Source organism: Agrobacterium sp. CCNWLW155 (genome assembly GCF_036888815.1).
GTDB lineage: Bacteria > Pseudomonadota > Alphaproteobacteria > Rhizobiales > Rhizobiaceae > Agrobacterium > Agrobacterium radiobacter.
Genome location: NZ_JBAKFW010000008.1, coordinates 1 through 26,865, shown reverse-complemented (window position 1 = coordinate 26,865; position 26,865 = coordinate 1). Strand labels below are relative to the sequence as shown.

The 26,865-nt window shown below is 56.8% G+C and carries 24 protein-coding genes and 4 pseudogenes; 12 read left to right on the top strand and 16 right to left on the bottom strand.

Annotated elements, in window-relative coordinates; all coding sequences use genetic code 11:
* Window positions 1-87 precede the first annotated feature (87 nt).
* Together V6S97_RS20955 and V6S97_RS20950 are read left to right on the top strand one after the other, a co-directional pair.
* Window positions 88-2,778, top strand: coding sequence for a cation-translocating P-type ATPase (locus tag V6S97_RS20955; protein WP_334427681.1), 2,691 nt, complete (start codon window positions 88-90; stop codon window positions 2,776-2,778).
* A 123-nt stretch (window positions 2,779-2,901) separates the two neighbouring features.
* Window positions 2,902-4,755 carry a heavy metal translocating P-type ATPase gene (locus V6S97_RS20950; protein WP_307008596.1) on the top strand — a complete coding sequence of 618 codons (1,854 nt, stop codon included), beginning with the start codon at window positions 2,902-2,904 and terminating at the stop codon, window positions 4,753-4,755.
* 56 nt (window positions 4,756-4,811) lie between these two features.
* Here the strand turns inward: V6S97_RS20950 and V6S97_RS20945 are convergent, their stop codons facing one another.
* Window positions 4,812-5,642, bottom strand: a complete 831-nt coding sequence (locus V6S97_RS20945) for a universal stress protein (RefSeq protein WP_334427680.1) — start codon at window positions 5,640-5,642, stop codon at window positions 4,812-4,814.
* Window positions 5,643-5,929: 287 nt separating this feature from the next.
* Here V6S97_RS20945 and V6S97_RS20940 point away from each other — a divergent pair, with 287 nt between their 5' ends.
* Window positions 5,930-6,448, top strand: coding sequence for an Hsp20/alpha crystallin family protein (locus V6S97_RS20940; RefSeq protein ID WP_129567032.1), 519 nt, complete (start codon window positions 5,930-5,932; stop codon window positions 6,446-6,448).
* Window positions 6,449-6,649: 201 nt separating this feature from the next.
* Here V6S97_RS20940 and V6S97_RS20935 read toward each other — a convergent pair whose 3' ends face one another.
* A complete protein-coding gene (locus tag V6S97_RS20935; protein WP_334427679.1) occupies window positions 6,650-7,093 on the bottom strand; it encodes a host attachment family protein in 444 nt (147 codons plus the stop codon).
* A 201-nt stretch (window positions 7,094-7,294) separates the two neighbouring features.
* On the opposite strand from V6S97_RS20935, the gene groL reads away from it, so the two are divergent.
* Window positions 7,295-8,911: a chaperonin GroEL gene (gene groL, locus V6S97_RS20930; protein WP_307008589.1), complete on the top strand. Its 1,617-nt coding sequence runs from the start codon at window positions 7,295-7,297 to the stop codon at window positions 8,909-8,911.
* Window positions 8,912-8,936: 25 nt separating this feature from the next.
* Window positions 8,937-10,538 (top strand): MBL fold metallo-hydrolase, encoded by a 1,602-nt coding sequence (locus V6S97_RS20925; RefSeq protein WP_129567029.1) that lies wholly within the window; start codon window positions 8,937-8,939, stop codon window positions 10,536-10,538.
* Window positions 10,539-10,617: 79 nt separating this feature from the next.
* On the opposite strand, the gene V6S97_RS20920 is transcribed toward V6S97_RS20925, so the two are convergent.
* From V6S97_RS20920 to V6S97_RS20890, 7 genes and pseudogenes are all read right to left on the bottom strand, one after another.
* Window positions 10,618-10,953, bottom strand: coding sequence for a GNAT family N-acetyltransferase (locus V6S97_RS20920; RefSeq protein ID WP_334427737.1), 336 nt, complete (start codon window positions 10,951-10,953; stop codon window positions 10,618-10,620).
* Window positions 10,954-11,193: 240 nt separating this feature from the next.
* Window positions 11,194-12,225, bottom strand: a pseudogene (locus V6S97_RS20915) (zinc-dependent alcohol dehydrogenase family protein); the annotation flags it as partial.
* Window positions 12,226-12,286: 61 nt separating this feature from the next.
* Window positions 12,287-13,105 carry a universal stress protein gene (locus V6S97_RS20910; protein WP_334427678.1) on the bottom strand — a complete coding sequence of 273 codons (819 nt, stop codon included), beginning with the start codon at window positions 13,103-13,105 and terminating at the stop codon, window positions 12,287-12,289.
* Window positions 13,106-13,427: 322 nt separating this feature from the next.
* The gene (locus tag V6S97_RS20905) at window positions 13,428-14,075 is read right to left on the bottom strand and encodes a BON domain-containing protein (RefSeq protein WP_129567041.1); all 648 of its coding nucleotides are present in this window, start codon (window positions 14,073-14,075) and stop codon (window positions 13,428-13,430) included.
* A gap of 310 nt (window positions 14,076-14,385) precedes the next feature.
* Window positions 14,386-14,703: an ATPase inhibitor subunit zeta gene (locus V6S97_RS20900; protein WP_129567026.1), complete on the bottom strand. Its 318-nt coding sequence runs from the start codon at window positions 14,701-14,703 to the stop codon at window positions 14,386-14,388.
* Window positions 14,704-14,872: 169 nt separating this feature from the next.
* Window positions 14,873-15,346 (bottom strand): pyridoxamine 5'-phosphate oxidase family protein, encoded by a 474-nt coding sequence (locus tag V6S97_RS20895; RefSeq protein WP_129567025.1) that lies wholly within the window; start codon window positions 15,344-15,346, stop codon window positions 14,873-14,875.
* 126 nt (window positions 15,347-15,472) lie between these two features.
* Window positions 15,473-15,844 (bottom strand): hypothetical protein, encoded by a 372-nt coding sequence (locus tag V6S97_RS20890; protein WP_334427677.1) that lies wholly within the window; start codon window positions 15,842-15,844, stop codon window positions 15,473-15,475.
* Between the two features lie 438 nt (window positions 15,845-16,282).
* On the opposite strand from V6S97_RS20890, the gene V6S97_RS20885 reads away from it, so the two are divergent.
* Entirely contained in the window at window positions 16,283-16,540 is a 258-nt protein-coding gene (locus V6S97_RS20885) for a DUF982 domain-containing protein (RefSeq protein WP_129567023.1), read from the top strand.
* A 340-nt stretch (window positions 16,541-16,880) separates the two neighbouring features.
* Here V6S97_RS20885 and V6S97_RS20880 read toward each other — a convergent pair whose 3' ends face one another.
* The 4 genes from V6S97_RS20880 to V6S97_RS20865 are packed head-to-tail and all read right to left on the bottom strand — an operon-like array spanning window position 16,881 to window position 20,038.
* Window positions 16,881-17,558 carry a transporter substrate-binding domain-containing protein gene (locus tag V6S97_RS20880; RefSeq protein ID WP_334427676.1) on the bottom strand — a complete coding sequence of 226 codons (678 nt, stop codon included), beginning with the start codon at window positions 17,556-17,558 and terminating at the stop codon, window positions 16,881-16,883.
* 2 nt (window positions 17,559-17,560) lie between these two features.
* Window positions 17,561-18,331, bottom strand: coding sequence for a 4-hydroxy-2-oxoheptanedioate aldolase (gene hpaI, locus V6S97_RS20875; RefSeq protein WP_129567021.1), 771 nt, complete (start codon window positions 18,329-18,331; stop codon window positions 17,561-17,563).
* A gap of 8 nt (window positions 18,332-18,339) precedes the next feature.
* Window positions 18,340-19,122 (bottom strand): 2-oxo-hept-4-ene-1,7-dioate hydratase, encoded by a 783-nt coding sequence (hpaH, locus tag V6S97_RS20870; protein WP_334427675.1) that lies wholly within the window; start codon window positions 19,120-19,122, stop codon window positions 18,340-18,342.
* Between the two features lie 22 nt (window positions 19,123-19,144).
* The gene (locus V6S97_RS20865) at window positions 19,145-20,038 is read right to left on the bottom strand and encodes an intradiol ring-cleavage dioxygenase (RefSeq protein WP_334427674.1); all 894 of its coding nucleotides are present in this window, start codon (window positions 20,036-20,038) and stop codon (window positions 19,145-19,147) included.
* 248 nt (window positions 20,039-20,286) lie between these two features.
* Here V6S97_RS20865 and V6S97_RS20860 point away from each other — a divergent pair, with 248 nt between their 5' ends.
* From V6S97_RS20860 to V6S97_RS29215, 3 genes and pseudogenes are all read left to right on the top strand, one after another.
* Window positions 20,287-21,018 (top strand): GntR family transcriptional regulator, encoded by a 732-nt coding sequence (locus tag V6S97_RS20860; RefSeq protein WP_129567019.1) that lies wholly within the window; start codon window positions 20,287-20,289, stop codon window positions 21,016-21,018.
* Window positions 21,015-21,830: a sugar phosphate isomerase/epimerase family protein gene (locus V6S97_RS20855; RefSeq protein ID WP_334427673.1), complete on the top strand. Its 816-nt coding sequence runs from the start codon at window positions 21,015-21,017 to the stop codon at window positions 21,828-21,830. The genes V6S97_RS20860 and V6S97_RS20855 overlap by 4 nt, the downstream gene beginning before the upstream one ends.
* A gap of 59 nt (window positions 21,831-21,889) precedes the next feature.
* A pseudogene (locus V6S97_RS29215) lies at window positions 21,890-22,036 on the top strand (amino acid ABC transporter permease); the annotation flags it as partial.
* Window positions 22,037-22,105: 69 nt separating this feature from the next.
* Here the strand turns inward: V6S97_RS29215 and V6S97_RS20845 are convergent.
* Window positions 22,106-22,349 (bottom strand): annotated as a pseudogene (locus V6S97_RS20845) (FitA-like ribbon-helix-helix domain-containing protein); the annotation flags it as partial.
* A 59-nt stretch (window positions 22,350-22,408) separates the two neighbouring features.
* Between V6S97_RS20845 and V6S97_RS20840 the strand changes: the two are divergent.
* Window positions 22,409-22,756, top strand: a complete 348-nt coding sequence (locus tag V6S97_RS20840) for a hypothetical protein (protein WP_334427672.1) — start codon at window positions 22,409-22,411, stop codon at window positions 22,754-22,756.
* Window positions 22,757-22,761: 5 nt separating this feature from the next.
* Window positions 22,762-24,519: a gamma-glutamyltransferase gene (gene ggt / locus V6S97_RS20835; protein ID WP_334427671.1), complete on the top strand. Its 1,758-nt coding sequence runs from the start codon at window positions 22,762-22,764 to the stop codon at window positions 24,517-24,519.
* A gap of 230 nt (window positions 24,520-24,749) precedes the next feature.
* Here ggt and V6S97_RS20830 read toward each other — a convergent pair.
* Window positions 24,750-24,972, bottom strand: a pseudogene (locus V6S97_RS20830) (DNA polymerase Y family protein); the annotation flags it as partial.
* A gap of 21 nt (window positions 24,973-24,993) precedes the next feature.
* Window positions 24,994-25,923 carry a prohibitin family protein gene (locus V6S97_RS20825; RefSeq protein ID WP_077998846.1) on the bottom strand — a complete coding sequence of 310 codons (930 nt, stop codon included), beginning with the start codon at window positions 25,921-25,923 and terminating at the stop codon, window positions 24,994-24,996.
* Between the two features lie 680 nt (window positions 25,924-26,603).
* Here V6S97_RS20825 and V6S97_RS29210 point away from each other — a divergent pair.
* Window positions 26,604-26,699 (top strand): alpha-hydroxy-acid oxidizing protein, encoded by a 96-nt coding sequence (locus tag V6S97_RS29210; RefSeq protein ID WP_442886085.1) that lies wholly within the window; start codon window positions 26,604-26,606, stop codon window positions 26,697-26,699.
* Window positions 26,700-26,865 lie beyond the last annotated feature (166 nt).

The following is a 26,865-nucleotide window of genomic DNA, read 5'->3' as shown; positions in this document are numbered from 1 at the left end:
CTCAGGACGTTACACGAGAGGCGCATTCCGACATGTATCGGGCAGATTCTGAAGATCGCATCGCGGAAGCAGTCAAAGGGAGCGCAGATGGCCGTTACGACCGTACCGTTGCGACAGTCCAGGGTCTTTGCGAAAGGCCTTTCAGAGGCAGATGCACAGGCCCGTCTCAGCCTCTACGGGCCAAATGTCTTGCCGGGAGCTTATGCTGCCTCGCCGTTTACGACTTTCGTGCGGCAGTTCCGCAGCCCGCTGATCTACATCCTGTTAGCAGCCGCAGCCGTTTCATTTTTCGCCGGTGAGGTACAGGATGCCGTTTTTATCGGTGCAGTATTATTGTTAAACGGGATAATCGGAAGTCTTCAGGAATATACTGCTGGCCAGGAAGCCTCGGCGCTCCATAAACTTGAGCAGCCACATGCAACGATCATTCGGGATGGTGCGATGCGCGAGATCGAGGCGCGGTATCTGGTCCCTGGAGATCTGGTCGTACTTGATGCCGGGCAGCGGGTTCCTGCCGATATTGATCTGATCGAAACCACAAGCCTTGTCTGTGACGAATCTCTCCTGACCGGCGAGTCTGCGCCGGTCAGCAAGACCTCGAAGCCACTCGGCGCACACGATGCAGATGGCGGATCGTCCGCTGTGTTTGCCGGCACTCTGATCACGCGTGGTCGCGGCAGGGGAATTGTCACCGGCACCGGCCAAGCCACTGAAGTCGGCAAGATCGCCGTAGAGATTGGCAAGGCAGATACCGCCCAGCCGCCGCTGATGATCCGGCTTTCACATTTCTCGAACCTTATCGCCTGGACGGTCGGCGTAACATCCGTGATATTGATCACAATCGGCTTCTTTCAGGATTTGCCTTGGAACGAGCTTCTCCTGATGTCGGTGGGACTGGCTGTCAGCGCGATACCCGAAGGACTGCCGATCGCCATCTCCATTGCACTGGCCGTCGCCATGCGTCATATGGCAAACCAGAATGTTATCGTGCGCCGCATGCCGGCGGTTGAGGCACTGGGTTCGTGCACGATGATCGCGACCGACAAAACGGGCACGCTGACACTCAACGAACTGACTGTTGTTGACATCCGCCTTCCGGATGGCAACCGCTTCGAGCTTGACGCCGCCGGGAATCTTTATACGAGCGATCTCGCCGGAGATGACAATGCTCCTTCAGCCGTTCGAGCGCGAACCGCAGCTCTCTTGCGCGCCGCATCCTTACCTAACGAGGGGTCACTGACAGAAAGTGGTTCCGGCATGGATGGCGTTGGTGATCGCGTCGACGTCGCGCTGCTGGTAGCGGCGTCCAGAATTGGTCTCGATCAGACCCGGTTATCGACTGATTTTCCATTAATCAGCCGCATCCCCTATGAACCGGACCTCAAATATGCCGCCTCGTTCCATCGCGACGGCGAGCATGTTCGCGTTTTCGCCAAGGGGTCTCCCGAGACATTGATCGAGATGGCAGACCGGATGAAGGTGGATGACAGCGCAGTCCCCATCGACCGCAGTTCGTTGATCGCCCAGAAGGATACAATGGCGAGCTGCGGCCTGAAGGTGCTGGCATTTGCGGAAGGTGAAATTCGTAGCGAAGTTGACCTAAACTTTGGCCCGCATCATCTTGTCGACCTCGTGTTCCTGGGGCTTGTCGGCATGCAGGATCCGATAAGGCCGGAAGTACCTGTGGCGATCAAGGAGTGCAGGACGGCAGGTGTCGAACTGGCGATGGTGACGGGCGACGATCCGAGGACGGCTCTGGCCGTCGCAAGGCAAGCAGGATTCAAGGTCGGGCCTGGGCAAACGACCACTGGCGATGCCGTCCAGAAGGCTCAGGCGGCGGGAACGACCCGGTTGGACGAACTCACCGGAAGGGCCCGGATCTATGCCCGGGTTGACCCGTCCCAGAAACTCGCAATTGTTCAATCCATGGCCCGTAACGGCCACTTTGTAGCCGTCACCGGCGATGGGGTGAATGATGCGCCGGCCCTGAAGCATGCTCATGTGGGGGTCGCGATGGGCCTCAAAGGCACGGATGTCGCCAAGGAAAGCGCCGATATCATTGTTACCGATGACAATTTCGCATCGATCATAAGCGGCATCCGCGAAGGACGGACAGCCTACTCAAACATTCGCAAGGTGATTTTGATGTCCGTGGCGACGGGCGCAGCAGAGATCTTTCTCTTTCTTGTTGCAATCCCGCTGGGTTTTCCGATGCCCTTGTTGCCCGTCCAGCTTCTCTGGCTCAATCTTGTCACCAATGGCATTCAGGATGTGGCGCTTGCGAGCGAAAAACCGGAGGGTGACGAGCTGTCTCAGCCGCCCAGACATCCCCGGGAGCCAATCTTCGATCGTGTGATGATCCGCCGCATTGCCCAGTCCACCCTTGTCATCGGCGGTGGCGGCTTCGTCGTGTTCTACTGGCTTCTGGCGACCGGTTATACGGTAGAACAAGCCCGCAACCTGCTACTTCTGCTCCTCGTGCTGTTCGAGAATGTTCAGACTGTAGCATGCCGTTCGGAACGACGGTCTGTTTTCGCGACACCTCTCTTTGGGAATCCGATCCTGATGGTCTCCGTCGGGCTATCCCAGCTTGTTCACATTGGCGCCATGCACAGCGCCTGGCTCCAGGATATCCTGTCGCTAACGCCCATCTCCCTGTCCGAATGGACATTGATGCTGATAGTCTCGGCAACACTCCTTGCTGTAACGGAGGTCGATAAATTCGTCAGCGGCCGGTCACGCCGCGCAGATGCCGCCACGACCCGCTACACCGGATGATACGGGGTGCCATCGCAAAGAGGATTTGTTTGATGCTCGCTCCGGAAACAATCAGGCCCAGAACCTGGTCTGGCACAATCCAAGGGGTCGCCAACCTCACCTTTTTATCCGGGAAAAACCGCTGTGTGTCATCTGACTCTTGCCAATCTTTTGAAGCGATTTAGACCAATCCTCGTCATTACCTCGCTTGGCGGGATTTCCGTTGCCTTCCTGGGCTCGCTGGCCGGTTTCGATGGAGTCTACGACGGTGCGCTGACAGTTGCCACACTTGTCGTAATTCTGGCGCTTGCGGTTCAGATTGTTATCAGCCTGCGTCAACGGGAGTTCGGGCTCGACACTATTGCGCTGCTGTCGATGAGTTCTGCTCTTTTTTTCGGGGAAAATCTTGCTGCCGCCGTCGTCGCCCTGATGTATTCCGGCGGGCAATATCTCGAAAGTATCGCGGAGGGTCGCGCCCGACGTGAGATGACAGCGCTGTTGACGCGGGCGCCTCGAATCGTGACCCGCCGTCGGGGGAAAATTCTGGATGAGATCGCTATCGAACTCGTTGAACCCGGCGACCAGCTTGTTGTACGCAGGGGCGACATCACTCCAGCCGACGGCATACTTATGCAGGACGCTGTTCTGAACGAGGCGGCACTCACCGGGGAGGCGTTTCCGGTTGTCAGAAAAAGAGGGCAGCCGATCATGAGCGGTTCCGCCAATGCAGGCGATCTCTTTGAAATGACAGCGACAAAATCGGCCAGGGAAAGTACCTATGCCGGGATCGTCAAGCTGGTGGAGGCCGCACATGCCAGTAAGGCCCGCATGTCACGGCTGGCCGACCGTTATGCTTTCGCTTTCCTGTGCGTCACTTTGTCGATAGCCGGCCTTGCCTGGCTGCTGACGGACGATCCCATTCGCGCCGTGGCCGTGCTTGTCGTCGCGACGCCCTGTCCTCTCATCCTGGCCGTTCCGGTTGCATGGACAGCCGGCATGTCGCGTGCCGCGGGCGTTGGACTTATTGTCAAAGGCGCCGACATTCTCGAAAAGCTCGGCCAGATACAAACGCTGGTTCTGGACAAGACCGGGACACTTACCGATGGTAAACCACATCTCGTGGCCATTAATGCAGTAAAGGACGAGAACGAACTGCTGCGGCTGATCGCCTCGCTGGATCAGGGCTCAAACCACGTTGCAGCACGTGCGGTGGTTTCCGCAGCGCTTGAGCGCAACCTCGTCCTGACGCCGCCAACCAATGTATCGGAAAAACCCGGCGAAGGTATCTCGGGATACGTCGGAAGCACCGCGGTCTCCATTGGCGGCCTGGAGTACATCGCCTCGAAGGTTGCCGATACGCCCTCCCCCGATCGGGCTGAAATCATGAGCGCAGCCGTTGCCCTCGACGGAAGGTTTGCCGGCACGCTTCATTTCAGCGACGCGCTCCGCGACGGCGCCAGGGAAACCCTGGTCGAGCTGAAGCGGCTCGGACTCAACCGTCTTATCCTGGCAACCGGTGACCGCGTCGAGGTGGCTCATGCCATCACCAGCGGTTTGCCCTTGTCCGAAATCCGGGCCGGGCTGACACCGGAACAGAAGATCGAGCTTGTTCGAAAGGAGGCGCATCTGGCCCAAACCATGATGATCGGGGACGGTGTGAACGATGCGCCGGCGCTCGCAGCGGCCGATATCGGGATCGCCATGGGCTTGCACGGATCGGCGGCTGCGGCCGAAGCGGCCGACGCGGTTTTGCTCTCGGAGCGGCTCGAACGCATCGGCGATGGCATCAAAATCGCGAGGGATTGCCGGCGGATCGCGATGCAGAGTGTTGCAGGCGGAATAGGCCTGTCAGTCGGCGCGATGATCTTTGCGGCGTTCGGTTTTCTTGAACCTGTCGAAGGCGCACTTCTCCAGGAGGCAATTGACGTTGCGGTAGTTCTTAATGCACTACGAGCGCTACGCATAACGGCCAGCTGGCCCAACCGAGGCCAATCGTGATGACAGGACGATCCTTCATCCATGTGCACGGTTTTGTCTGCAATCGAAGCTGATCGCTATCGGGCAAGAAAAACTGGCGTCTGGCACTCTTCCAAAATCGATGCCGTGACGCCCCCGAAAATCCTCTCCCTCAAACGAGAATGCCCGTAGGCGCCCATGACGATCATGTCGCAGCCGATCTCGCGTGCACGCTGCCTCAGAACCGCTTCTATAGGTCTGTCGGCGCTTGCCACTTGCTCAACGACCGCTTTGACGCCATGGCGGGAAAGAAAGGTTGCGACATCTGCTCCCGGTTCTCCACCATTCGAATAGTAGGACGCGTCCGGATCGACGAGAACGATATGAACCGCATCCGCCTGCACCAGGAGCGATAGAGCTTCCTTGGCCGCCCGTGCTGCCTCAGGCCGGGAATTCCAGGCAAGCAGCACTTTTTTCGGTTTGAGAGTGACTTTGGAATCCGGTGTCAGAAAAACCAGCGGACTGCGCGCATCGAACACCGTTGCGGCGATGACCGTTTTGCGAAGATCGCCGTCTTTTCGAATGCCGCTACCCGCAAGCACGATATCGGCATACAGGGACCGCGTGCAGAGATTGTTTTCAAGAATGAAGCGGTCATCGTAAATCTGATCGACATCGTAGGACACGCCGTTTTTCTGACAAAGAGCTTCAGCCTCCGCTCGCGCGCGCAGCAGCGCATCGATTTCGTTCTGCCTCTCTTCCAGCCAAGCGGTCGTGAGAGGGTAATCAGCCGTCACGGGCGACAGCGCCGCGCCGAGAACCAGGATCGACAGGTGGCTGCCGGACTCGCGGGCGAGCTCGATCGCCTGATTGACATCCGCCGCAGCATGCTTTGCGCTGAGGACAGCAAGTATGGTTTTGATTGACATTTGCATGGCTCCTTCCTCTGGAACGTCCAACCAATATGCAAAGCTTGAACCGAACATCGCAACACCGCGATGATCTTCGTCAACCGGCCTGTCGAATTGTGAGCAGAAAGCCCGCGACCTGCCCGCTGCTCAGTGCAAGGCGATGACGTGCGGCATTGATCGCCATCAATGCCGGGCCTGTCGCATCGGAGTTGAATCAGCAAGCTCACTGAAGAGCCGTAAGTGGTTGAAATGGCGTTGAACGGCTGTTTCGACCGATGTCTTTCTTGGAAAACAGGAGAATTATCATGGTTGAGACCCCTACCAAACTTCCGGTAAAAAACAGGGAGAAGCCAGTAACGCCCGCGGGAAATTTCTGGTCGCCGTTCGCAACTCTTCGGGCAGAAGTTGATCGTCTTTTCGATGATTTTATGCCTTCGTCCTGGCACGCACCCGATCTGTTTTCCTCCGGCCATATGCTGAACGGATGGAATACCTCGCCAGCCGTCGATCTGGTCGAAAAAGAGGAAGCATATGAAGTAACCGCCGAATGTCCCGGGCTCGACGCGAAAAATGTGGAGGTCAAGTTTTCAAACGGCCTTTTGACGATCCGCGGAGAGAAACGCGAAGAAAAAGAAGACAAACAAAAAGAATATCACCTTTCGGAAAGACGATATGGCGCTTTCCAGCGCAGCTTCTCATTGCCTGACCACATCGATACCGACAAGGCTACAGCGACGTTCGAGAACGGCGTCCTCACGGTCAAGCTTCCCAAAAGACCAGAAGCAAAAAAGAGCGAAAGAAGAATCGAGGTCAGGGCCACCTGATCTCGACCGGGGTGGAAGGTGAGAAGTTGTCGGTAGTCCTTGCCGTTCCACCCCCACTTTCATTGCTGAGTCACTTTTGCTGACGCACCGGGCAACCAGCCTGATCTGGTTCAGGATAAAAGATCTGCGAAAAGGCAGGCCTTCTTGCAAGCTAACGAGTGCCCGGCCCGGTTGTAATCAGCCTAAACCAGACGCATAGACTTATGAGGCAAAATACTTCTCTATCTCGCTCAGTGGCAGATGGACGATATCCTTATCGTGCTCAGCGACTATAATTTTTCTAATGGCTTCCGGCATGGCCCGACGCAAGTCTGCAAGTGCTTTCGGCGGCGCCGCGACGAAAAGTTTCTCAACGTCGTTGTCGGCGCAAACAGACTGGAGTTTTTCGACAATGCTGGAAAAGAAGCGCTCTTCCTCCAGTCGGTGCAGATCGTTATTGCCAAGACTGCTGCGACGGCTGCCAGATGCGGTTCGCCCGGGTCCGCCGGTGCCTTGGTCACGTGTGGGTCCATTCGGGGGCGCCTGAATAACCTCCTCGACTTTCAATATGATATTTGCGGTATTGCCCTTGTTTCGCAGGAGCAATGCCTTTTTGGCATCCGCCACGAGTATCCAGGCGTTGTAAGGAATGATTTCGCCCATCATTGATCCCTCCTCTTGTCTGTTCATTATAGATCTGTCGGGGCGCTCCCCCTTGATCGGCGTCAATCCCCGTTTTCTACGAATTCGGCCATGATCGCGTCGTTGATGCCGGTCAAACGCTTCCTCTTCAGATGCGTCCATTATGAATGGATTGGCAGACGGAGGTCATGTGTCACCTCGGTCGCAACAAGTCACGAGAGCCCCATGTCCCATAAGAATGTTCTTTTCAGCTCAGAGGCCAGAGGCAAAATCCTTCAGGGGGCGACCCGGCTCACAGATGCCGTTCGCCTTACCCTTGGTCCGAAATCCAAATCCGTTCTGATAGAAAAGAAATGGGGCACGCCACTGGTTTGCAACGATGGCGTCACGATTGCCAGAGAGTTCAATCTCGCAGACCCTGAAGAAAATCTTGGAGCCAGAATGCTTCGTGCCGCGGCTGAGAAGACTGGCGAAGTCGTGGGTGACGGCACGAGCACCGCGACGATCCTGGCTCATGCCATATTGGCCGATGGGCACCGTAACGTCACTGCTGGCGCAAATGCTATCGACCTCAAACGCGGGCTTGATCGCGGTTTCAGAAGCGCAACCGAAGCGCTTCGAAAACTATCGCGCCCCGTAACGACAGCCAGGGAACGACAGCAGGTCGCGGCGATCTCCGCCCATAACGATGCCGATATCGGCAAGCTTGTTGCTGACGCCATGGAAAAGGTCGGCAAGGAGGGCGTCATAACGGTCGAGGAATCAAAAACGATCGATACACATCTCGACGTCGTTGAAGGCATGCAGTTCGACCGCGGCTTCATTTCTCCGTACTTTGCGACCGACACCGAGAAGATGGAGTCAACCCTTGAGGAGGTAAGGATTTTGATTTGCGACCGCAAAATCTCCGCCCTGGCCGACCTCGTCAACCTTCTCGAGGAACTCTCCAGATCCGGCGCGGCACTTTTGGTCATCGCCGAAGATATGGAGGGCGAGGCCCTGGCGACGCTAATTGTCAATCAGGTTCGCGGCGTACTGCACAGTTGCGCAGTGAAGGCCCCGGGTTTTGGCGATCGTCGAAAGGAAATGCTGCAAGATATAGCAATCCTCACGGGTGGTCAGCTCATCTCACCTGATCTTGGTCTTACACTTGAGAAAGTCACGCTGAACCAACTCGGCAAGGCATCACGCGTTATCGTTGATCGAGAAACGACCACGATCATCGGGGGCGGCGGAGTTCCCGAGGCGATCGGATCGCGAGCTGATTATATCCGCAAGGAAATAAATAAGTCGACAAGCGACTACGACCGGGAAAAGCTGCAGGAACGACTGGCGAAACTCACTGGCGGCATCGCCGTGATCCGCGTCGGAGCGCCCGCCGAAGCAGAAATGAAAGTAAAAAAGGATGCGCTCGATGACGCAATAAGCGCTACCAAAGCCGCCGTACAGGAAGGTATCGTTCCGGGCGGCGGTCTTGCCTTGCTGCGTTGCATCGACGCCGTCGAAGCGGAGGAAGATCGTTGCGACGGCGACGAGCGGACCGGCGTCCAGATTCTTCGCCGTGCCCTGGAGGCGCCGGCGCGGCAGATTGCTGAAAACTCGGCCGTAGATGCCGGTGTTGTTATCGCGCGAATGCTCGACGACGACGGGACCGTGGGCTTCGACGCGGCGCAAAATCGCTATGTCGATCTCCTTAAGGAAGGAATTATCGACCCGACAAAGGTTGTTCGAGTGGCTTTGGAGAACGCCGTATCGGTGGCAAGCGTCCTTCTGCTCACGGAGGCCACCATGACCGAAATTCCGGACCCTAACGTTCCGCCGTTGCCCGCTCCAGCCATTTAGGCGCAGGCACGCGATCGGAGGCAAAATGTCATACAGCCCGTCGATAACCTTTCATGGCGCGGCCGGCGCGGTAACCGGCTCATGCTTTCTCATCGAATACGGCGACGAACGCGTATTGATCGATTGCGGCTTGTTTCAGGGATCCAAAACCGAAAAGGAACTGAATTACCGTCCCTTTCCTTTCGCTCCAGCCAGGTTGAACGCTGTCATCCTTACCCACGCACATATCGACCATACCGGCCTCGTGCCGAAGCTCGTAAAAGATGGGTATGACGGCCCCATTTTCTGTACCGCTGCAACACGTGATCTTTGCACAGTCATGTTGCCCGATTCTGGCCATATCCAGGAAATGGAAGTCGAACAACTCAACCGCCGCAATGAGCATCGGGGGCGAAAGCTCGTCACCCCGATCTACACAGCCATGGATGCATCCTCGGCCTTGACCCAGTTTCGCGCTCATCCCATGAAGCAATGGATGGTGATTTCACCAGCCTTTCGGTTCCGCTTCTGGAACGCAGGGCACCTTCTTGGCTCTGCATCCGTAGAAATTGAAGTCGGAAACGGACCTGAGCAGCAACGTCTTCTTTTTTCTGGTGACATCGGACCGCAACACAAACTGTTCCATTCAAGGCCGGAGGGGCCTGCCGGTCTGGATTACCTTGTCTGCGAAAGTACCTATGGTGATGTCGATCGCAATGACCCCTCCGCGGAGCAGAGGCGAAGGATGCTTAAAGATGAGGTTCAACTCGCTGCCCGTCATCAAAGCGGAGTGCTTCTCATTCCCTCCTTCGCTGTCGAACGGACGCAGGAACTTCTTGCCGATCTGGTCAGTCTGTTAGATGCAGGCGCCATCACACGGTGCCCGATTATTATCGATTCACCACTTGCAACACGGGCGACGGAGGTTTTCAGCCGTCATGCCCGGGAACTCGAAAATGGTGAGCTTCTCTTGCGCGCACTCCGCTCGCGCCAAATTCGCTTCACAGAGACCGCCGAGCAATCCAGATCCATAGATAATCTCAAAGGCTTTCACATTGTTATCGCCGCGAGTGGCATGTGCGAGGCGGGCCGCATTCGTCATCGTCTGAAGAACTGGTTGTGGCGGCCGGAAGCGACCGTTCTCTTGGTAGGATATCAGGCCTCGGGCACCCTTGGCCGTATATTAGAGGATGGAGCGTCTGCCGTTCGTATTCAGGGCGATGAAATCGTCGTGCGGGCCAGTATTCGTAAGCTCGACGTCTACAGCGGTCATGCGGACGCGCCAGAACTTGCCGCGTGGGTTGCCGCCAGAGTTCCGGTCAAACACGCCATTTTTCTGGTACATGGCGAACGTCCCGCCATTTCCGGTTTGAACGCGCGCCTTGCGGCCATGAACCCGTCGTTCGCGATCATCGAGCCTGATCTGGACACGACCTACAGCCTCACGGGCACAGGTGCTATTCTCCTCTCGGCGAAGCAGGAACTCCCTCGACTGCAACCGATACGGGTCGGGCGCGGGGATTGGCATAATGATTTCCAGTCACTAGTCATGGACCTGCAAGACAGGCTGGACAAGGCAGCTGACGAGAAACAACGCAGCGTCATATTGCGTAAAATAAGACGCACCCTCGAAGAAACCGGTCCGTGAGGTGAGGATACCATGCGCCCATTTGATGGGTGGGGTACGCTTAAGGAGCACGATCTTCAGATCAGTGTACGTCAACGCATCAGCCCAGATTTTTCTCGATCAGAACCAGAGTTGCATCGCCCTCGAAGGGTCTTGCGACAAATCCCTGCTCCTCTTCAAGCTTAACAGCGTCATGATGATCTCGACTTTCGATCGCTTGTAACGTGCGAACGCCTTTTTCACGCGCTCGATCTGATACAAAGCCTAGCAATTCCCACGCAACGCCCCTGTTTTTGTACTCGGCATGCACGGCGATGGCGACCTCGGCTTTCTCTCCGGAAACGTCGCAGGCCAACATGGCCGACGCAATGAGGATGTCCGTCCCCGCCACGAAGGCGAGATAATTCTCGGTCAACCGATGATCGACCCTGGTCATTGCAATCAGCCGTTCATGACTCACCTCACCGATACCGCCAAGGAAGCGGAAGCGACGATCCTGCGGTGTGACGTGTTTGAAAAGCTCCGCAAGGCGCGGCTCGTCGTCACTCCTTACGGTTCGCACATCAATTGACAAGCCGGATCGCGTCGCGAGGTGAGCATCGTGGTGTCCCGCAATGCCACCGGCGGAGGACTGGCTGTCGTCCGTTTGCAAACCGGGTTGCTGTTTCGCCGGCATCTCGATGATGACCTTGAGCGCATGTGTGTTGGCCGCGCGGCTGAAAGTGTCATAAGCATCGAGAATGTCGTCTAAGCTGAAGCGGTGCGTGATGAGCTTTCCGGCATCGATCTTGCCGGACCTCACGGTCCGCAACAACATGGGCGTGCTAACGGTATCGACCAGCCGCGTTGTGATTGAAATGTTCCGCGACCAGAGCTTTTCCAGATGCAGGTCTGCCTTGGTGCCGTGTACGCCGATGTTGGCGATCACACCACCGGGTGCAACGATCTCCTGGCAAAACTCGAATGCAGAAGGAACGCCGACGGCCTCAATCGCCGTATCGACACCCTTTCCGTCCGTGAGTTCGAAAATTCGAGCCGCCCCGTCGGGATTGCCGGCGCGGATCGTATGTGTCGCACCGAATTGGTTGGCCACGTCGAGACGATGGTCATCGAGATCGACCACGATTATTTCGGCGGGTGAGTAGAACTGCGCCGTCAAAAGCGCCGCCAGTCCAATGGGGCCAGCGCCTATGATCGCAATTGTACTGCCAGGCTCGACCTTGCCATTGAGGATACCGCACTCGAATCCGGTTGGCAGTATGTCACTCAGCATGACCAAAGCCTCCTCATCGGCGCCGGCTGGAATGGGATAGAGGCTTGTATCGGCGTGCGGGATGCGTACGAATTCAGCCTGTGTACCGTCGATCGTATTGCCCAGTATCCAGCCGCCTGTCTTGCAGTGCGAATACATTCCACGACGGCAATATTCGCATTTCCCACACGATGAGATGCAGGAAATCAGCACGCGGTCGCCCTTTCTGAATTGCGACACTGCGGCGCCTACGTCTTCTATAACGCCAACCCCCTCATGTCCAAGAACCCGGCCTCGGGCGCAACTCGGAACGTCCCCTTTGAGGATATGCAGGTCAGTGCCGCAAATCGTCGTTTTGGTAACCCGCACGAGCGCATCCGTCGCATCGCGAATGATGGGAATCTGCCTGTCCGCAAGCACCTTTTTACCCGGCCCCTCAAAAACGAGAGCTTTCATCATTGTCCTCCTCTTCGTCTGAAGCCGTTTTCGCACTAGCCCGCACACGGCCCCCGGTTCTTCATCGCGCCAGAAAGAGTGGTCGCTTGATCTGTTCAACGAGGGTGCGTGTGATGCCGCCAAAGATGCGTTCGCGAAGCCGGGAATGACCGTAAGCACCCACGACAACCAGGCTTGACTGCACACGGTCCGCATATGCCTCTATGGTCTCGGCTGTCGTGCGGCCTTCGCTTTTTATAGTATCAATCGACGCTGCAATCCGTTGATGTGAGAGATACGATCGCAAATCAGATGCACGTTCCTGCCCGTCCTCCGGATCACCGATCACGATTTGGACGGACCGCGCGCGTTTGAGAAGCGGAACGCTCGCCCTGACTGCGGCTGCCGTTTCCGGAGTGTCAGACCAGGCAATGAGAACAGAATTCCTGTCGCATGAAAGGCTCCTGGCGGGATCGATCAGCACCGGTACGTGCGCATGAAACAATGCCCCGTCAAGGATCGCATCGCGTAAGGCGGGATCGGCCAGAATATCCGGGGCCAGAACAACGGCGTCGGCAAATCGCGCCCTGTATCCGACAAGGTTGTCCATGTTAAAAATTTCGGTGTAGGCTTCCTCGATGTCATACGAGGGAATTCTTCCCTTGCAGTAGGCCTCCAGAGCGCGGGCACGTCGTGCCAGCCTGTCCTGATCGGCCTGTCTCTCGCCCAGCCACGCCGCCGCAACATTCTCCATGTGCGCGCCGACCGGCGGGGGCAACGCTACCCCGGCCAACAGCAGCGAAAGGTGACTTTCCGTCGCGCAGGCCAAATTTACACCGGTGCTGCCATCGGCCTCCACCGTTTCACCTTTGGTGACAAGCAAGAGCGTAGAGAATGTCATTCTGCTTCTCCCGTAATGTAGAGCATCAAAATGAACGAGTTGTCGTGCTGCAGCCTTGATCCTCGTCAACGGTGGCAGCACAAAAGAAGGCTGCAGACATGCTGAGAGCAGGAAAATGCCATGCAATAGTTTATATGGACGCGGAGAGCCCGATACGTTTCTCCAGGCGTGTCAAAAAGTCATATCGTTTTTGAAGCATCGCGATCGACGCGCCCATGATTATTGACGAATAGTGGTCGCATCCGCCGCGGCCACGATATTCAATAGAAGCGCCAGCGGGAAAAGCACGCCACGGATCACGATGAGCCGCGACGCGCGCCGATCAAAAAATCCGCAGATGGTCGACGACCGAACGGACGCCGGGCGCTGCCCACGCCGCCCTTTCGGCCGCCTGGCGTTCGGACCAGGCGTCGACCTGGCCTTCCAGAATCACCTGCCCGTCGGCAACGTTGATCTTGATCTTCTGGGCTTCAACTTCTGCATTGCGCTTCAGCGCATCTTCGATACGCTTTTTTACGTCAGCAACAGAGACCTTCGGCTTGACTTCGATCCAATTGGTTACACCACGCACACCACTCAAGGGGCGTATTGCATCCGCGGCGGCTTCTTTTTGATATCGCCATTCAACCGCGCCCCTGAGAGTTATCCAGCCCTTCTCGACCTGAACATTGACGGCATCATCGGGAACCACCGTGTTCCATTTGATGGTGCTGACGGCGCGCTTGGCGATCTCGTCATCGGCTGTCAGATTGGCACTGAAAGGGCGAACCTCGATTTCCTCAGCGAGGCCCTTGACCCCTTTTACCCTTAGAACAATGGATTCCACCGACGCTTTCTGCATGTAGGTCGGCACGTGTCCTGTAAGGGTTGCCACGCCGGCGTCAACGGCAACACCAATGTTCGCCGCATCGATACTCGGTTCGAATTCGAGTTCATCGATGATGTTTTGCCGCAGAGTATTGTCATTCATGACCATTCTCCCTTTTACTCGTTATGAACGCGGTCATGATCCGAGAACGCGTGACGCCTGCCATTGACCATGGTCAACACGCCCCCTGAATTTTGTAAGAAGCCCCCTGTCTATTTCGTTGGAAAAACGGCATGCAAAAGGCAACCGGTACGGCGCGCAGAGGCGCGAGTTCTGTTCTCCACATCCAACCGTCTCAGCGCGGCTGCACGCCTAACCAGCGTTATTAGATTTTTATCCAGTCTGGCAAAACGGTTGTTCCGGCACCGACATAGGTCCGACGCCTTATGCCAGTGGAGCAATCAACACGTCACTATTGGGTTATCGACCCTTCGACTTCATGCACCGCATCCACAAGGCACTTGTTCATTTTCTCTCGTACCAGTTTATGGGCGTCCGACAGTCCCAGGATTCCGATATCGCGTTCCAGTTTTTGAAAAATGCCTTCCTCGCCGCGTGAAAAATCAACTTCGATAATTTCTTCCAGACAGCGCTCGATGTCCCGGCCGAGCAGCGTGGCCACCCAGATCGCCAGCATCCTGTCGCGCCTCGCACGAATTTTGAACGGTTTCTCGACCTGATTTATATATTGCTTCTCAGCCGCCTTCTCGCGCTCATTATAGATCGTCATGACATGGTCCTCCTTCAAATTCAGTGCAGGAACCGCTCCGATCCCAGCGATATAAAGCAGGCGCCTACAAGACCCAAAATGCCGGCCGGCGCTCAGACAACGAAACAGTCATGGGGCTGTCGGAGGCTAAGCTGACGACCATCTACTTCATGCGTGCCCTCGCCTTCATTTATTGAGGCGAAAGCATTTCGGGTTCGCCCCGTATCGCTTTCCTTCCACTTAATTCACGGATATCCAAAGCGAAAAAGATATGCCGTGAAGTATCCCGGACAGGTTGCGGCTGAGGTTTGAGGGAACCGGGCTCCCACCAGTCGAAGTGGGTCGCGAGCAGCGACCAGGCGTTCAGCCGCTCCTTGCCAGGCGGATCTTCGTTCGGCAATTCTCGGAAGGATGCATCAATTATGACGCTTGCCCACTGGTGATCGCTTTCATTTTTCTCCACCTGCAGACAGGCACGGGGATTCGACCGCAGGTATTCCAGCTTTTTTCCCGGCATCGAAAAAGCGTAAAGCCGGTTTTCAGAGTAGGCATAGTATATCGGCACGACATACGGGGAATTGTCCTTGGCGCAGGCCATTCGCGCCAATCTTTGATCCTCGATCAGAGCAATGCATTCGTTGTACGCCATCTCTCTTATCAACATTTTTTTATCCTCCCATGTTCTCAATGTCGCTTTAGTTCCCGGCAAAAAATCCCACCGCTTCGAATAGACCTTAACCTTTACGACGCATTCGAAAGGCCAACGCCACTTGGTTGCTGTCCGACGATCTCAGACAACTGTTTTACCATTCGGGCCTTTGTAGTTTGTACAGAGAGAATATTTCCGTGCTTCCCGCAAAAATTTGTTGGCCTGCTCCAGGTTGAGCACGGTGTCCCCGCTACTCCACTCATTGAAGTTTGCCGCAATCCAGTGAAGGCCTCGATCAGAGACTGCCGATAACCGCCAGCCGCCATTTTCGTGCCTCTGAAGCTCGAAGTCCGGCACTTGGTGCAAATTTGGTTGCGCCGGTTTATCGCGGATATTTTCCTGAAAGGTACGTCTGCCCTTCTGTTGGCTTTGATATTCTTGCATCTGGTTATCTCCATTTTTCACCTGACTGGACACCATGCCATCCCGGAGCAAGCCGGCGTTGATGAACATCAACGGCTGCTGGAGTATTTTGCGAAATGTGCATTGAGATTGCGGGCGCTCGACCAATGCTTCCCAAAGTGAGGATATTGATTGGCTTTGACGCGCGTCAAACGGGATCGCAACAACAGCGCCTACTCTGCAATGAGAAATGTGCGCGTGGCCGCTTATTTATCGTAGGGAAGGGACAATTCCGACACGCAACGAGATTATGGAGACGCTTAATATCCAGCGGCCTGATCGACGCATCGTTGCCGATGAAAGATCACTCGGTGATTCCCTGTCTGCGCAACGACAAGCAATTCCGGCAAGAAAGCGCTGCGGCGTCCAGAATCGCAGAAAGACAATACTGGGAGCGTTTCATGACCCCGATTGAACAGGAAGAACTATCATAGATCTAACGCCACCTTGTTGGACGACTGTTTGGTTTGACAGGAAGGATATATTGCTATGACAACCGATCTTCGTGATCGCCGAGGGCTGTGGGTAAAGCCCGTCTATGTGCGCTGCGGTAACTTCGGCGCGAAGAGAATCGAAACTTTGCGGCAGGCCTACGAGTTCTTGGCTAGCAACTGGCATTGTGGGAAGAGCGACACTTATGCCCGCGCGCTTGATATGTGCGATGACCGGGACGGAGACTTTGCTCCGTGCGAGCGCGCGCGCGACGCGTTTATTGACGCGTGCGTTGAAGCCAGAATACTGGATTAGTTCAAGGAGCGTGCCCGCTGTCGCGTCAAGAACGCTGGAGCAATAGGCGGGGTGAAGCGAATTTGCTCAAGTGTCAGTTTGCCCCTGCCGGAACCGAGCCCAGTTGGTTTTACCGCGGATGCGCTCGGGGCAAAAACACGCCCCAAACTCGAAACTTGCCCCTGCCCGCCATTTCGCGCGAGCGACTGATCGACCTCCTGCCGGGTTGGACGCCCCGAAGCGCTATCCCCCATGCCGCCTGCCCGGCAAGCTTAATTCAAGGGACGAAGGGGCCGGGCGCGTAAAACTCTTGACCTGAGCTGGCGACCGCCAACTGCCGTCACAATCTGTCTCATGGTGGTTATCGGACGAAAGAATTCTTGACGTGCGTGCCCACAAAATCTGACACGAACGGCGCTGCTTTCGTCCCTTTCCGGATGGCAACAGTTTGCGGAATCTCAAGAAACGTGCCCTCTAATGTGCGCAATCGCTCACCTTGCGCTGCAGCGTCCTGGAGGAAATCTTTTAATCCCGCGGCCGCATCGCATCCTCCAGTCTTCAGCATTTCAATCGCTGCGGTTGGGCTTTCAGTATAAACGATTGCGGCATCCTTAAGCAGCCTTTCAAGCTGCTTGGTATACGCCGCCTCCCCTGCCGCCGAGATTCGGCAGCCGGGAACGTCGACTTCAGCGACCGAGTAAATATGAGAATCTCGTAGAACAAGATAGGTTGCGGTGACGAACGCGTACGGCGGCGAGAAGTCAAAGCGGTCTGCGCGCGATGGATCAGCTGCAATGAAGGCTATATCCCAGTCATTCCGTTCGTCTGCCGCCATGATCGCCGCGGCAGACGGGTACGCTTTGACCAAAAGCTGGCAGCCGATTTCGGCCGCCAACGATTTCGCAAGATCGACGCTGGGTCCGATCAGTTCGCCGGTTCGCTCCTCGAAACGAACCAGAGCGGCATTTGCGATGTTCACAGCCGCGCGTATCGACCCCGTCGGCGCGATTTCGCCGATATCGAAGGTGAGAGCGGGCATATTTAAGTCGTCTCCGCAAACCGGCCCGCCAGCTTCTCCGCACCGCGAGCAAGGAGGGCGACATCGACCCCGACAGCGGTGAACAGCGTTCCCAATTCGATACAGCGGGCTGCAAAGGTCTCATCAGGCGTAAGAATACCGGCCGGAACCCCGAGGCGCTTCAGCTGGGCGATCGTCGTTTCGATCGCAGCGACCACTTCCGGGTGACCGGGCTGGCCCGGATACCCAAAGCTCGCTGCGAGATCGGCCGGACCGATGAATACGCCATCGACGCCGTCAACCGAGGCTATGGCCTCGACATGCGCCAAGGCTTCCCGTGTTTCAACCTGTACAAGAACACACAGCTCCCGGGCGGCATTCTGCGCGTAGTTCTTGACCCGACCAAAACGCGTTGCTCGCGTTAGAGCCGAGACGCCACGAATACCCGCAGGCGGATAGCGCGTGCCATCCACGGCGGCTCTAGCTTCCTCCGCGTTCTGAATATATGGGATCAGGAGCGTCTGGACGCCGATATCGAGGAAGCGCTTGATCAGCACCGGATCGTTGACCGCTGGCCGCACCACCGGCGATACCTGATAGGGTGCCACCGCCTGCAACTGTGGAAGCACCGTCAGTACGTCGCTGGGGGAGTGCTCGGTATCGAAGAGGAGCCAGTCGAAGCCGGCCGGTGCGACGATCTCTGCCGCGTAGCTTCCCGGGAGTCCGCACCATAGTCCGATCTGGCTTTTCCCCGCACGTAGCTTCGCTTTAAACTGATTGACAGGAAGTTCCATTTTCAACCTCACACGAAAGAAACACCAATTGAGCCAACAGGACCATAGTCGGCCTGGATGACATCGCCCTTGAGGATATCGACCGGTCGGGTAAACGAACCCGCAAGGACGATTTGCCCCTTTTTCAAGCCGCTACCAACGGCGTGCAATTTGTTGACCAGCCAGGCGACACCCGCTGCAGGGTGCCCCATGATCGCCGCCGACACTCCGGACTCTTCAATGATCCCGTTTTTTGAAAGCGTTGCCCCGACCCAACGGATATCGATATCCATGGGGCGTATCACGCGCCCGCCGACGACAATTGCTCCAAAGGCGGCATTGTCGGCGATTGTATCGGTGATGGCGCGCGGCACGTCAGTCCGGTAGTCGATAATCTCAAGCGCCGGCACGATGAACTCCGTCGCCCGCATGACGTCGTAGATTCGGGTGCCCGTGCCTTCAAGGCCTTCACCCATGATGAACGCCAGCTCGACCTCCAGGCGCGGCTTAATGAATAGGTCGGACCTGATTTGAGATCCGTCGTTGTAAAGCGCGTCGTCCAGGATGACGCCATAATCGGGTTCGGTCATCTTCGACGCCATCTGCATGGCGCGCGAGGTCAGGCCTATCTTATGACCAATAATGCGTGCGCCGCGAGCGACACGCGACTGCGCCCAGAGCGCCTGAATACGGTAGGCATCTTCCAGGTCGAGGTCAGGATAGGTCTTGCTCGGCTGGACGATCGGTTGGCGATCGGTCTCTGCCTTCAATATGGCATCTGCCGCCGCCTGGCGCAGGTCTTCGCTGATCATGATGAGACTCCAGAAACAATATCTATTTGATCGGTGGGTGCGGCAGGACAGCTTCACCGGGCTCCATCACATAGGTGTAGTCGAGCGAGAACCACGGCCCCTCAACGTCTTTATCCGTGGGATGCGGTTCGTCATGGCGGACGAAATCACCTGTCAGCGCCGCGGTGACCCCGAACTGAACGTCGGACTCGATGTTGGGATCGCTCGGATCGAAGACCTGCGAGATCAGTGTTTTGTAACCGTGCTTGAAAATCAGTGCGTGCAGATGCGCCGGTCGATAAGGGTGGCGACCCTGAGCCTTGAGAAGACGCCCGACGACGCCGTCCACCGGGATCGGATAACCGACCATCTTCACGGTCCTGAACCAGAACCGTCCTTTTTTGTCGGTCATAAACTTTCCGCGGAGATTCATCTCCGCCTGGTCGGGATCCTGGTTCTCATAGAGGCCGACTGGAGACGCGTGCCAGACATCGACCTCCGCTCCGGGAATCGGCCTGCCGTCGCGATCAATCACGTTCGCTCTGACAAACAGCGGTGTGCCGGGCGTGTCGGAGCGAATAATGGTCCCGCCATTTTCGACCCAGGGAGAATTAAGGCGCCAGAACGGGCCGAGAAGCGACTGCGAGGTTTCGGTCTGCCCTCTGTCGCCGTTGTTAAGCAGGCAAACGAGAGAAGACACGCCCAGAGAGCCGGACATCAAAACGAATTCGTTATGGCTATCGGTCTGCAACTGGCCGATCTCGTTCAGGATGGCGGTTGCCTCCCGGAATTCAACTTCGGTCAGTCGCACTTCTCGCACAAACGCATGGAGATGTTTCACCAGCGCCATCAGAATTTCCCGGGCCCGGGGATCGGATGTCTGCTCCATTACTGCCAGTACGGCAGGAGTCACGTCGCTCTCAGTCTTGATTACCATTGGCCACCTCCGCGACGGCATCGATACTTCGATAATCGATTATTCGTCAAGATTCTTTTGTCTTTTACGAGAACTTTCCGTCAAGCAAGATAAGACAAACATCTATATGCATATGTTTTACCTAAATAAAAATTACGCCAACATCTCAGTTCCGGGGAGTAAGCAGAAATGCAGCTCGCTATCGTTGACATAAATCATCGTTTATCATAACGATCATCGATGAGGCACGAATGTGTCCGGGAGGTTTTATGACGCAGGCTGAGGCCCCAAATTCGCTAAACGAGCAGTCCGGGAACGGTGGCTTTTCCGACGACGGGAAGAACACGATCAGCAGTCAGCTGGCATTTCGATTGCGGGAAGCGATCATCTCGGGCGAACTTGAAGCCGGCAGCAAGATCCATCTCGACAGGGCTCGACAGTCGTTCAATGTCAGTCTCAGCCCTCTTCGCGAAGGTCTTGCCCGGTTGATTTCCGACGGCCTCGTCGAGTTCGAGGACAATCGCGGTTATCGCGTGTCGCCGATTTCGCTGGCCAATCTCGAGGAGATCACCAGCCTGCGCGAAGAGCTCGAGGTCTTCGCCCTGAGGGAATCAATCCGGGTCGGCGACGTGGAGTGGGAAAGCAATGTCATGCGTGTGCTCCACAAGCTCAACCGCACGGAACGAGATGCCAGCAGACCAGAGACGCTGGAGCACTGGGAAGCGGCCCATCGCGATTTCCACCTCGCCCTTATTTCAGGGTGCGGAAAGCCTCTTTTGCTGCACTTTTGCAAAACGCTCCTCAACCTTAACGACCGCTATCGCCGAATATTCCTGACGCAGACGTCGGGCGACCGAAACGTCGGCCAGGAACACAGCGAAATCGCCCAGGGCGCGGTCGCGAGGGACCTGGATTATGCCACGGACAAGCTCCGCCAGCACATCCATCGCACCGGTACAAACCTGCTTGAGCATCTCGCGCGGACGGGGGTCGTGCGATGAGCAATCTTTCCGACATCGAAAGAGCTCCAATCGGGGTAGCGCACTTTTCCGCGATTCAACTGCCTCCGGTACAATTCGTGGAGCAGGCTGCAGCAGCAGGTTTCAACGCGGTCGGGCTTCGGCTTCACCCCGCCTTTCCTGGGGCACCTTTCTACGAATTGGCGCAAGGCAGTAGGGCAGCATCAGAATTTCGGGTCGTACTCGACGGCGAAGGCATGAAAGTCTTCGATATCGAGTTCTTTATTCTCGGGGCAGATTTTAAAGCGGCCTCGGTCGAACACATCGTTGCGGCTGCGGCCGATATCGGAGCCAAGCGCTTGAGTGCCTGTGGCGACGATAATGACCACGAACGTTTGATCGGCAACCTCGTCGCGTTATGCCAACTGGCCGCTCGTTACGGCATGGGGGTCGATATCGAAAACATGGGCTGGCGCACGATCAATACATATGCTCGCAGCGCTGCACTGGTCGACGGTTGCAAGCAAGCAAACGCAGGTGCTTTGGTTGATGCCATCCACTTTTTCAGGAACGGTGGGAACATCAGCGAAATCAATGCTGACATCGTGAACCACCTGCAGCTCTGCGACGTGACGGGTCCAGTCCCATCGCGGCCGGAGGACATGGTGAATGAAGCGCGGGCAGGCCGGCTGGCTCCAGGCGATGGCATTCTTGCGCTCAAAGACCTGCTTGCCAAACTAGCCGGCAAGGCTGCGATATCAGTGGAGGTTCCGCTCGTCGGCGACCTGGCTCCGCTGGCACATCTGAGATATCTGAACTTGAAGACGCGGAGAGTTCTGCAGTCGGTAGGCTAGAACATTCGTGATCTGGCGCGGCGGAGGCTGCGCCAGGAGTAGGAAGTTTCGTATGAATTATGTTAGACTTCGGCGCGGTCTTCGATCGCGCCCCTGAGTTGCTATGGGCAACGCGAGGAACGTTTGGCCTCGCATTTGCCGGCATGGCCCTCGCCCTGGTGATCGGCATCCTGGGTGTCATCGCCCGGACCTCGAACAGGCGGATCTGCCTCATTAGGGATCTGTTTCCATGGCTCGGATATAACGGTCGTATCGAGCAAGATCATTCGATGATTCATCGGTTCAGCAGCTGTCCGGTCGCGACTTTTCTGCAGGGCGTCAACGTCGCTGTCGGCAAGCTCAGCATCGCGGCCAATAGCGACTAATTAAAGAGCCAAGCTTAACTCGTTCGGTGGGACGAACGGCGGCTTCAATAATATCGCGGATCTCGGCCTCAGTGCTTCGGCCATGATGAGCCGCCCGCACCCGCAAGGCACGATGTGTTTCGTCAGAAAGGTTTCGGATGGTGACTGCCGGCATCGATATCACCTCTACAGAAATGAGGGCTTTGACATTGCAGACTGACACCAAAATTCAAGATGATCATTAACGAGGATGAGCATCCTGTTTATTTAGATATCCCGCTCTTGATGCAAATCGAACCGGCGACACTGCTGTTAACGGAGGCTCCGTTTCCAACGATATTTCGAGCCTCCGCCATGATGGACATGCGGCGAAACAGCCATCATAGTGCCGAAAAAGAGCAGCGCTCCATACCGATGCTCAATAGCATTGAGGGCGAACCAGCGGACGGGGCCGAAATACTCGTGAAGGCCAAGCCTTTGCGGGAACGAAGGAAGAGTTCGAAAACCATCCCTGCTGGAGTTAACACGGGTTCAACCCGCCTGCTGGCTTACATGAACTGGTTATCCCTCTATGGAGGATAAGGCTAATGAAAATGAGATTTCTCAGTGAGGCTTTTCTTGCCCTTATGCTTTCCACCACCATCGCCTCCGCGCAGCAGGCGTCCGACACGGTGGCGCCCGAGAAAGCAACGGATGTTGCGGCTGCCAAACGTATCGAGTCAAAGAGCTTCATGGTGGCGGCGGCCAATCCGCTGGCGGCCGAGGCTGGGCACGACGTAATCGCAGCGGGCGGCAACGCCATAGATGCAATGGTGGCGGTACAGACCGTGCTGGGCCTTGTTGAACCACAGAGTTCCGGCCTCGGCGGGGGTGCCTTCCTCGTCTACTACGACGCAAAGAGCGGCAAGCTGACAACTTTTGACGGCCGGGAGACAGCGCCGATCGAAGCCACGCCAAAGCTCTTCCTGGATGACAACGGCCAACCGCTAAAATTCATGAACGCAGTGGTCGGCGGCCGCTCAGTTGGCACACCGGGAACAGTGCGACTTCTGGAGGAAGCCCACAAACGCTATGGAAAGACCGAATGGGCAAGCCTACTGAAGCCGGCGAAAACGCTGGCGACGGAGGGCTTTAAGGTGTCGCCGCGCCTTGCCTCCCTGATCGCGTCCGAGGGCGACCGGTTGAAGAAATATAATGAGGCCCGGTCTTATTTCTTCGACACCTCCGGGGCCGCCCTGCAGACCGGTGCCCTGTTGAAGAACACGGCCTATGCCGACACGCTTGCGATGCTTGCCAAAGGCGGCGCCGATGCTTTTTATAAAGGGAGAATTGCCGAGGCGATCGTCAAGACTGTGCGTGAGGCGGCCGACAATCCCGGTGTGCTGTCGCTGGCCGATCTTTCCAATTATCGCGTTATCGAGCGCGACCCTGTCTGCTTCAATTATCGTGCTCTTGATGTGTGCGGGATGGGACCGCCCTCTTCGGGCGCCATCGCCGTCGGCCAGATACTCGGCCTGGCGGAGAATTTCGATTTAAAGAGCCTGGGTCCGAAAAATGGCGAAAGCTGGCGCATTATCGGCGATGCACAGCGCCTCGCCTTTGCCGATCGCGAGCGTTACGTCGCTGACACCGATTTCGTGCCACTACCGATCAAGGGCTTGCTGGACAAGACCTACCTGAGTGAGAGAGCAAAGCTGCTCGATGGTGACAAGGCGTTGGCCAAGGATGCAGTCAAGGCCGGCGAACCGGAATGGGACCACGCGCTACTTTTGGGCCGGGATGCCGCGCTCGAGTTGCCCTCCACAAGCCATTTTGCCATTGTCGACAAGGATGGCAACGTGGTCTCGATGACGACGACGATCGAAAACGGCTTCGGCTCGCGTCTGATGACGAACGGCTTCCTGCTCAATAACGAGTTGACGGACTTCTCTTTCAAGACCCATGACGGCGGCCTGCCGGTCGCCAACCGCGTTGAGCCCGGCAAACGGCCGCGCTCCTCCATGGCCCCGACTATCGTGATGAAGGACGGAAGACCACTGCTCGCCATTGGCTCTCCCGGCGGCAGCCAGATCATCGGCTATGTGACACAGGCGCTGATCGCCTACATTGACTGGAACATGCCGGTCGAGGCGATCGTCGCCCAGCCGCATCTCATCAACCGGTTCGGGACGTACGACATCGAGGCCGGCACCAGCGCGGAACAACTGATCGGCCCCCTGAAGGCGATAGGATATGAGGTGAAACCGGGAGAGATGAATTCCGGTTTGCATGCTATCGAGATGCCCCCCCAAGGTTTGGCTGGCAGCGCCGATCCACGACGGGAAGGCGTAGCTGTAGGGGACTGAGCCTTTACGAAAATTGAAGCTTCGACAGTCCACACCCCCGAAGCATGGGGCAGAGTTCACCAACCTGTTCGGGTCGATACCCGTCCGTATACGGTGGCACCCGGACGCGTTGGACCATCGTAGTTGTCATCAAGGCCGTGCAAATTATCCTGGGCGGCACGATGCCATTACTGCTTCTTCGCACAGACGTCTGCGGCGCGACGACGGCCTACATCACATACCTGCACCGGGCGCGGGTCCCTAACGATCTTTGCCGGTAGGCGCAGAAGCGGGATCGGTGGCCTTTCAACGGCTCGGACCGTCTCGCCGGGGGAAACGATGATCGCACGGGCGCAGGAATATGCCGCACCCCAGCTGTCGGCGGCTGCCGCGCGCGCCCGACTTCTTTGCCAGGAATCTTGTCGCCATTGGTAGCTCGCCGACCTGCGGGTGGTCGACGCCCTCGGTAGACAGCGCCTCATGCTTGCGGTGCGGTCATTGGCCCTCGCTCTGCTCAACGTCCGGCAAACCGGGATTGCGCAGGTCGATCATCGGAAGCGCGCCATTCGGCAGCATCGTGGTCGGGAGCCGACCGTCCCATCTCTCGGCCTGGGTCAGGGAAACGAGTCCGGGGTTGTTGCGCAGGGCGTCGCCGCGCGCTTTGATGGCCAAAGCTTCAGCATCACCACGTAACCTGATTGCTTCAGCATCCGCCTGGGCCTGCAAACGTACCGCATCGGCTTGTGCCTGAGCGTCTGCACGGCGTGCATCGGCACTGGCATTGGCTTGGGTAACGGTGATCTCGGCCTGCACCTTTTCCCGCTCCGCATTCTGCCGCAGTTTCTGGACTTCCACCTCAGCCAGCATGCGCTGCTCAATGCTGGCCTCGTAGGAATCGGAGAAGTCGATATTCTCGATCTGTACGCTCTCGATGGTGACCGGCCCCTGAACACCCTCTTGAATCGCCATAGCAATTTCCTGATTGAGCCTGCCACGCTCCTGGATGGCGGTAACTGCGTTGAACCGTCCGAACACCGTCTTCGTCTCTTCGAACACCCGACGCTCAATTAGCCGCCCCAGCAGACCTGCCTCCGACCCGTACTGCTCGTAAACTGCAGCGACCCGATCAACTGGAATGCGGTAGTTCACTGACAGCTTAACGGTCGCCGGCTGCTGATCGCGACTATACGCTTCCATCGCGTCGTATACCGCTGCTTTCGACTGGACCGATATCCGTACGACGGTATCGATGACCGGCAGCTTGAATCCGAGCCCTGGCTCCGCGGTTCCGGCAATGGCCCCGTATCTCAAGATGACGCCGCGCTCCCCCTGGTCGATCGTATACCACGAACCGAAGACAATGCTCAGAATTGCGATCGCCACAATCCCGAAGATGATCGATGGAATGACGGGAAGTACTCGCACGTGAAACCTCAAATATTGGTGTGCCCGTCTTGCAAGAAAGTCGCCGGATCGCTTAGTGACGACCAATGGTGAACCTTGCCTCGTGGGCGGCACTTGTTGTCATGACGGGCCATCTCTGGCCTTTTACCTCTTGTCCGCCTTGTGCTGAATGATTGTGGTGTATGGGCATCCCCGAGGACCACAAGGCGAGTGTTTTGGATCGCGTTGACCCGCAGTGACGGCGATACCCGTTGCCGTTGTCGCGGTTAGATGGAAGATAATCAGGCAAGACAGACATTAAGTGTTTTTGTCAAGTTTTTCAGACTATAAATTCACTATCGTCTCATGCGGTGGGATTATGCGTAAAAAGGCCTACCGAAAAGCCAACCTGACCCATGCTGTAAAAACCTATCTCCTGACCTCGTCTTGATCACGAGCCTCGCCCACGCATGAGCGCCAATCTCCACGACTGTGCGGCGTTCCGTGAGAACAAAAGCCGGGTGCGTTCGGAATGGGTGATGGAGCATTGTCAACCAATCGAATTGCTCTCGCCAAAATGAGGGCAGAGGTGATGAGCCGTCCTCTTCGTTCAGCTCTTGAGCCGAGTCAAACCTTCGACCTACATAAACGTCAAGTATTTCGGGGACAAAATCAGCGGTATAGATTGCGCCAGCACGATCCGCGCCCCGACCGGCATTCGCGTGGCCGTCGGTCCAGACTTCTGCTTGATGCTGGATGGTGGCATTCGTCGCGACACAGACATCCTCAAGGCGATCGGTGTGGGAGCGACGACGTAATGCTGGGCCGCGCGCTGCGGGAGAGTACGGCGTCGCAAGCGTGATCACCATTCTCGAAAAGGAAGTCTCCACAGTCTGGAGCTCGCGGGGAAGCTCTGCGAGAATTGAATCCTCTCGGCGCACCACCGGACAGCGGCAAAGCCGTCTGGGAAAACGGGTCCCGGAA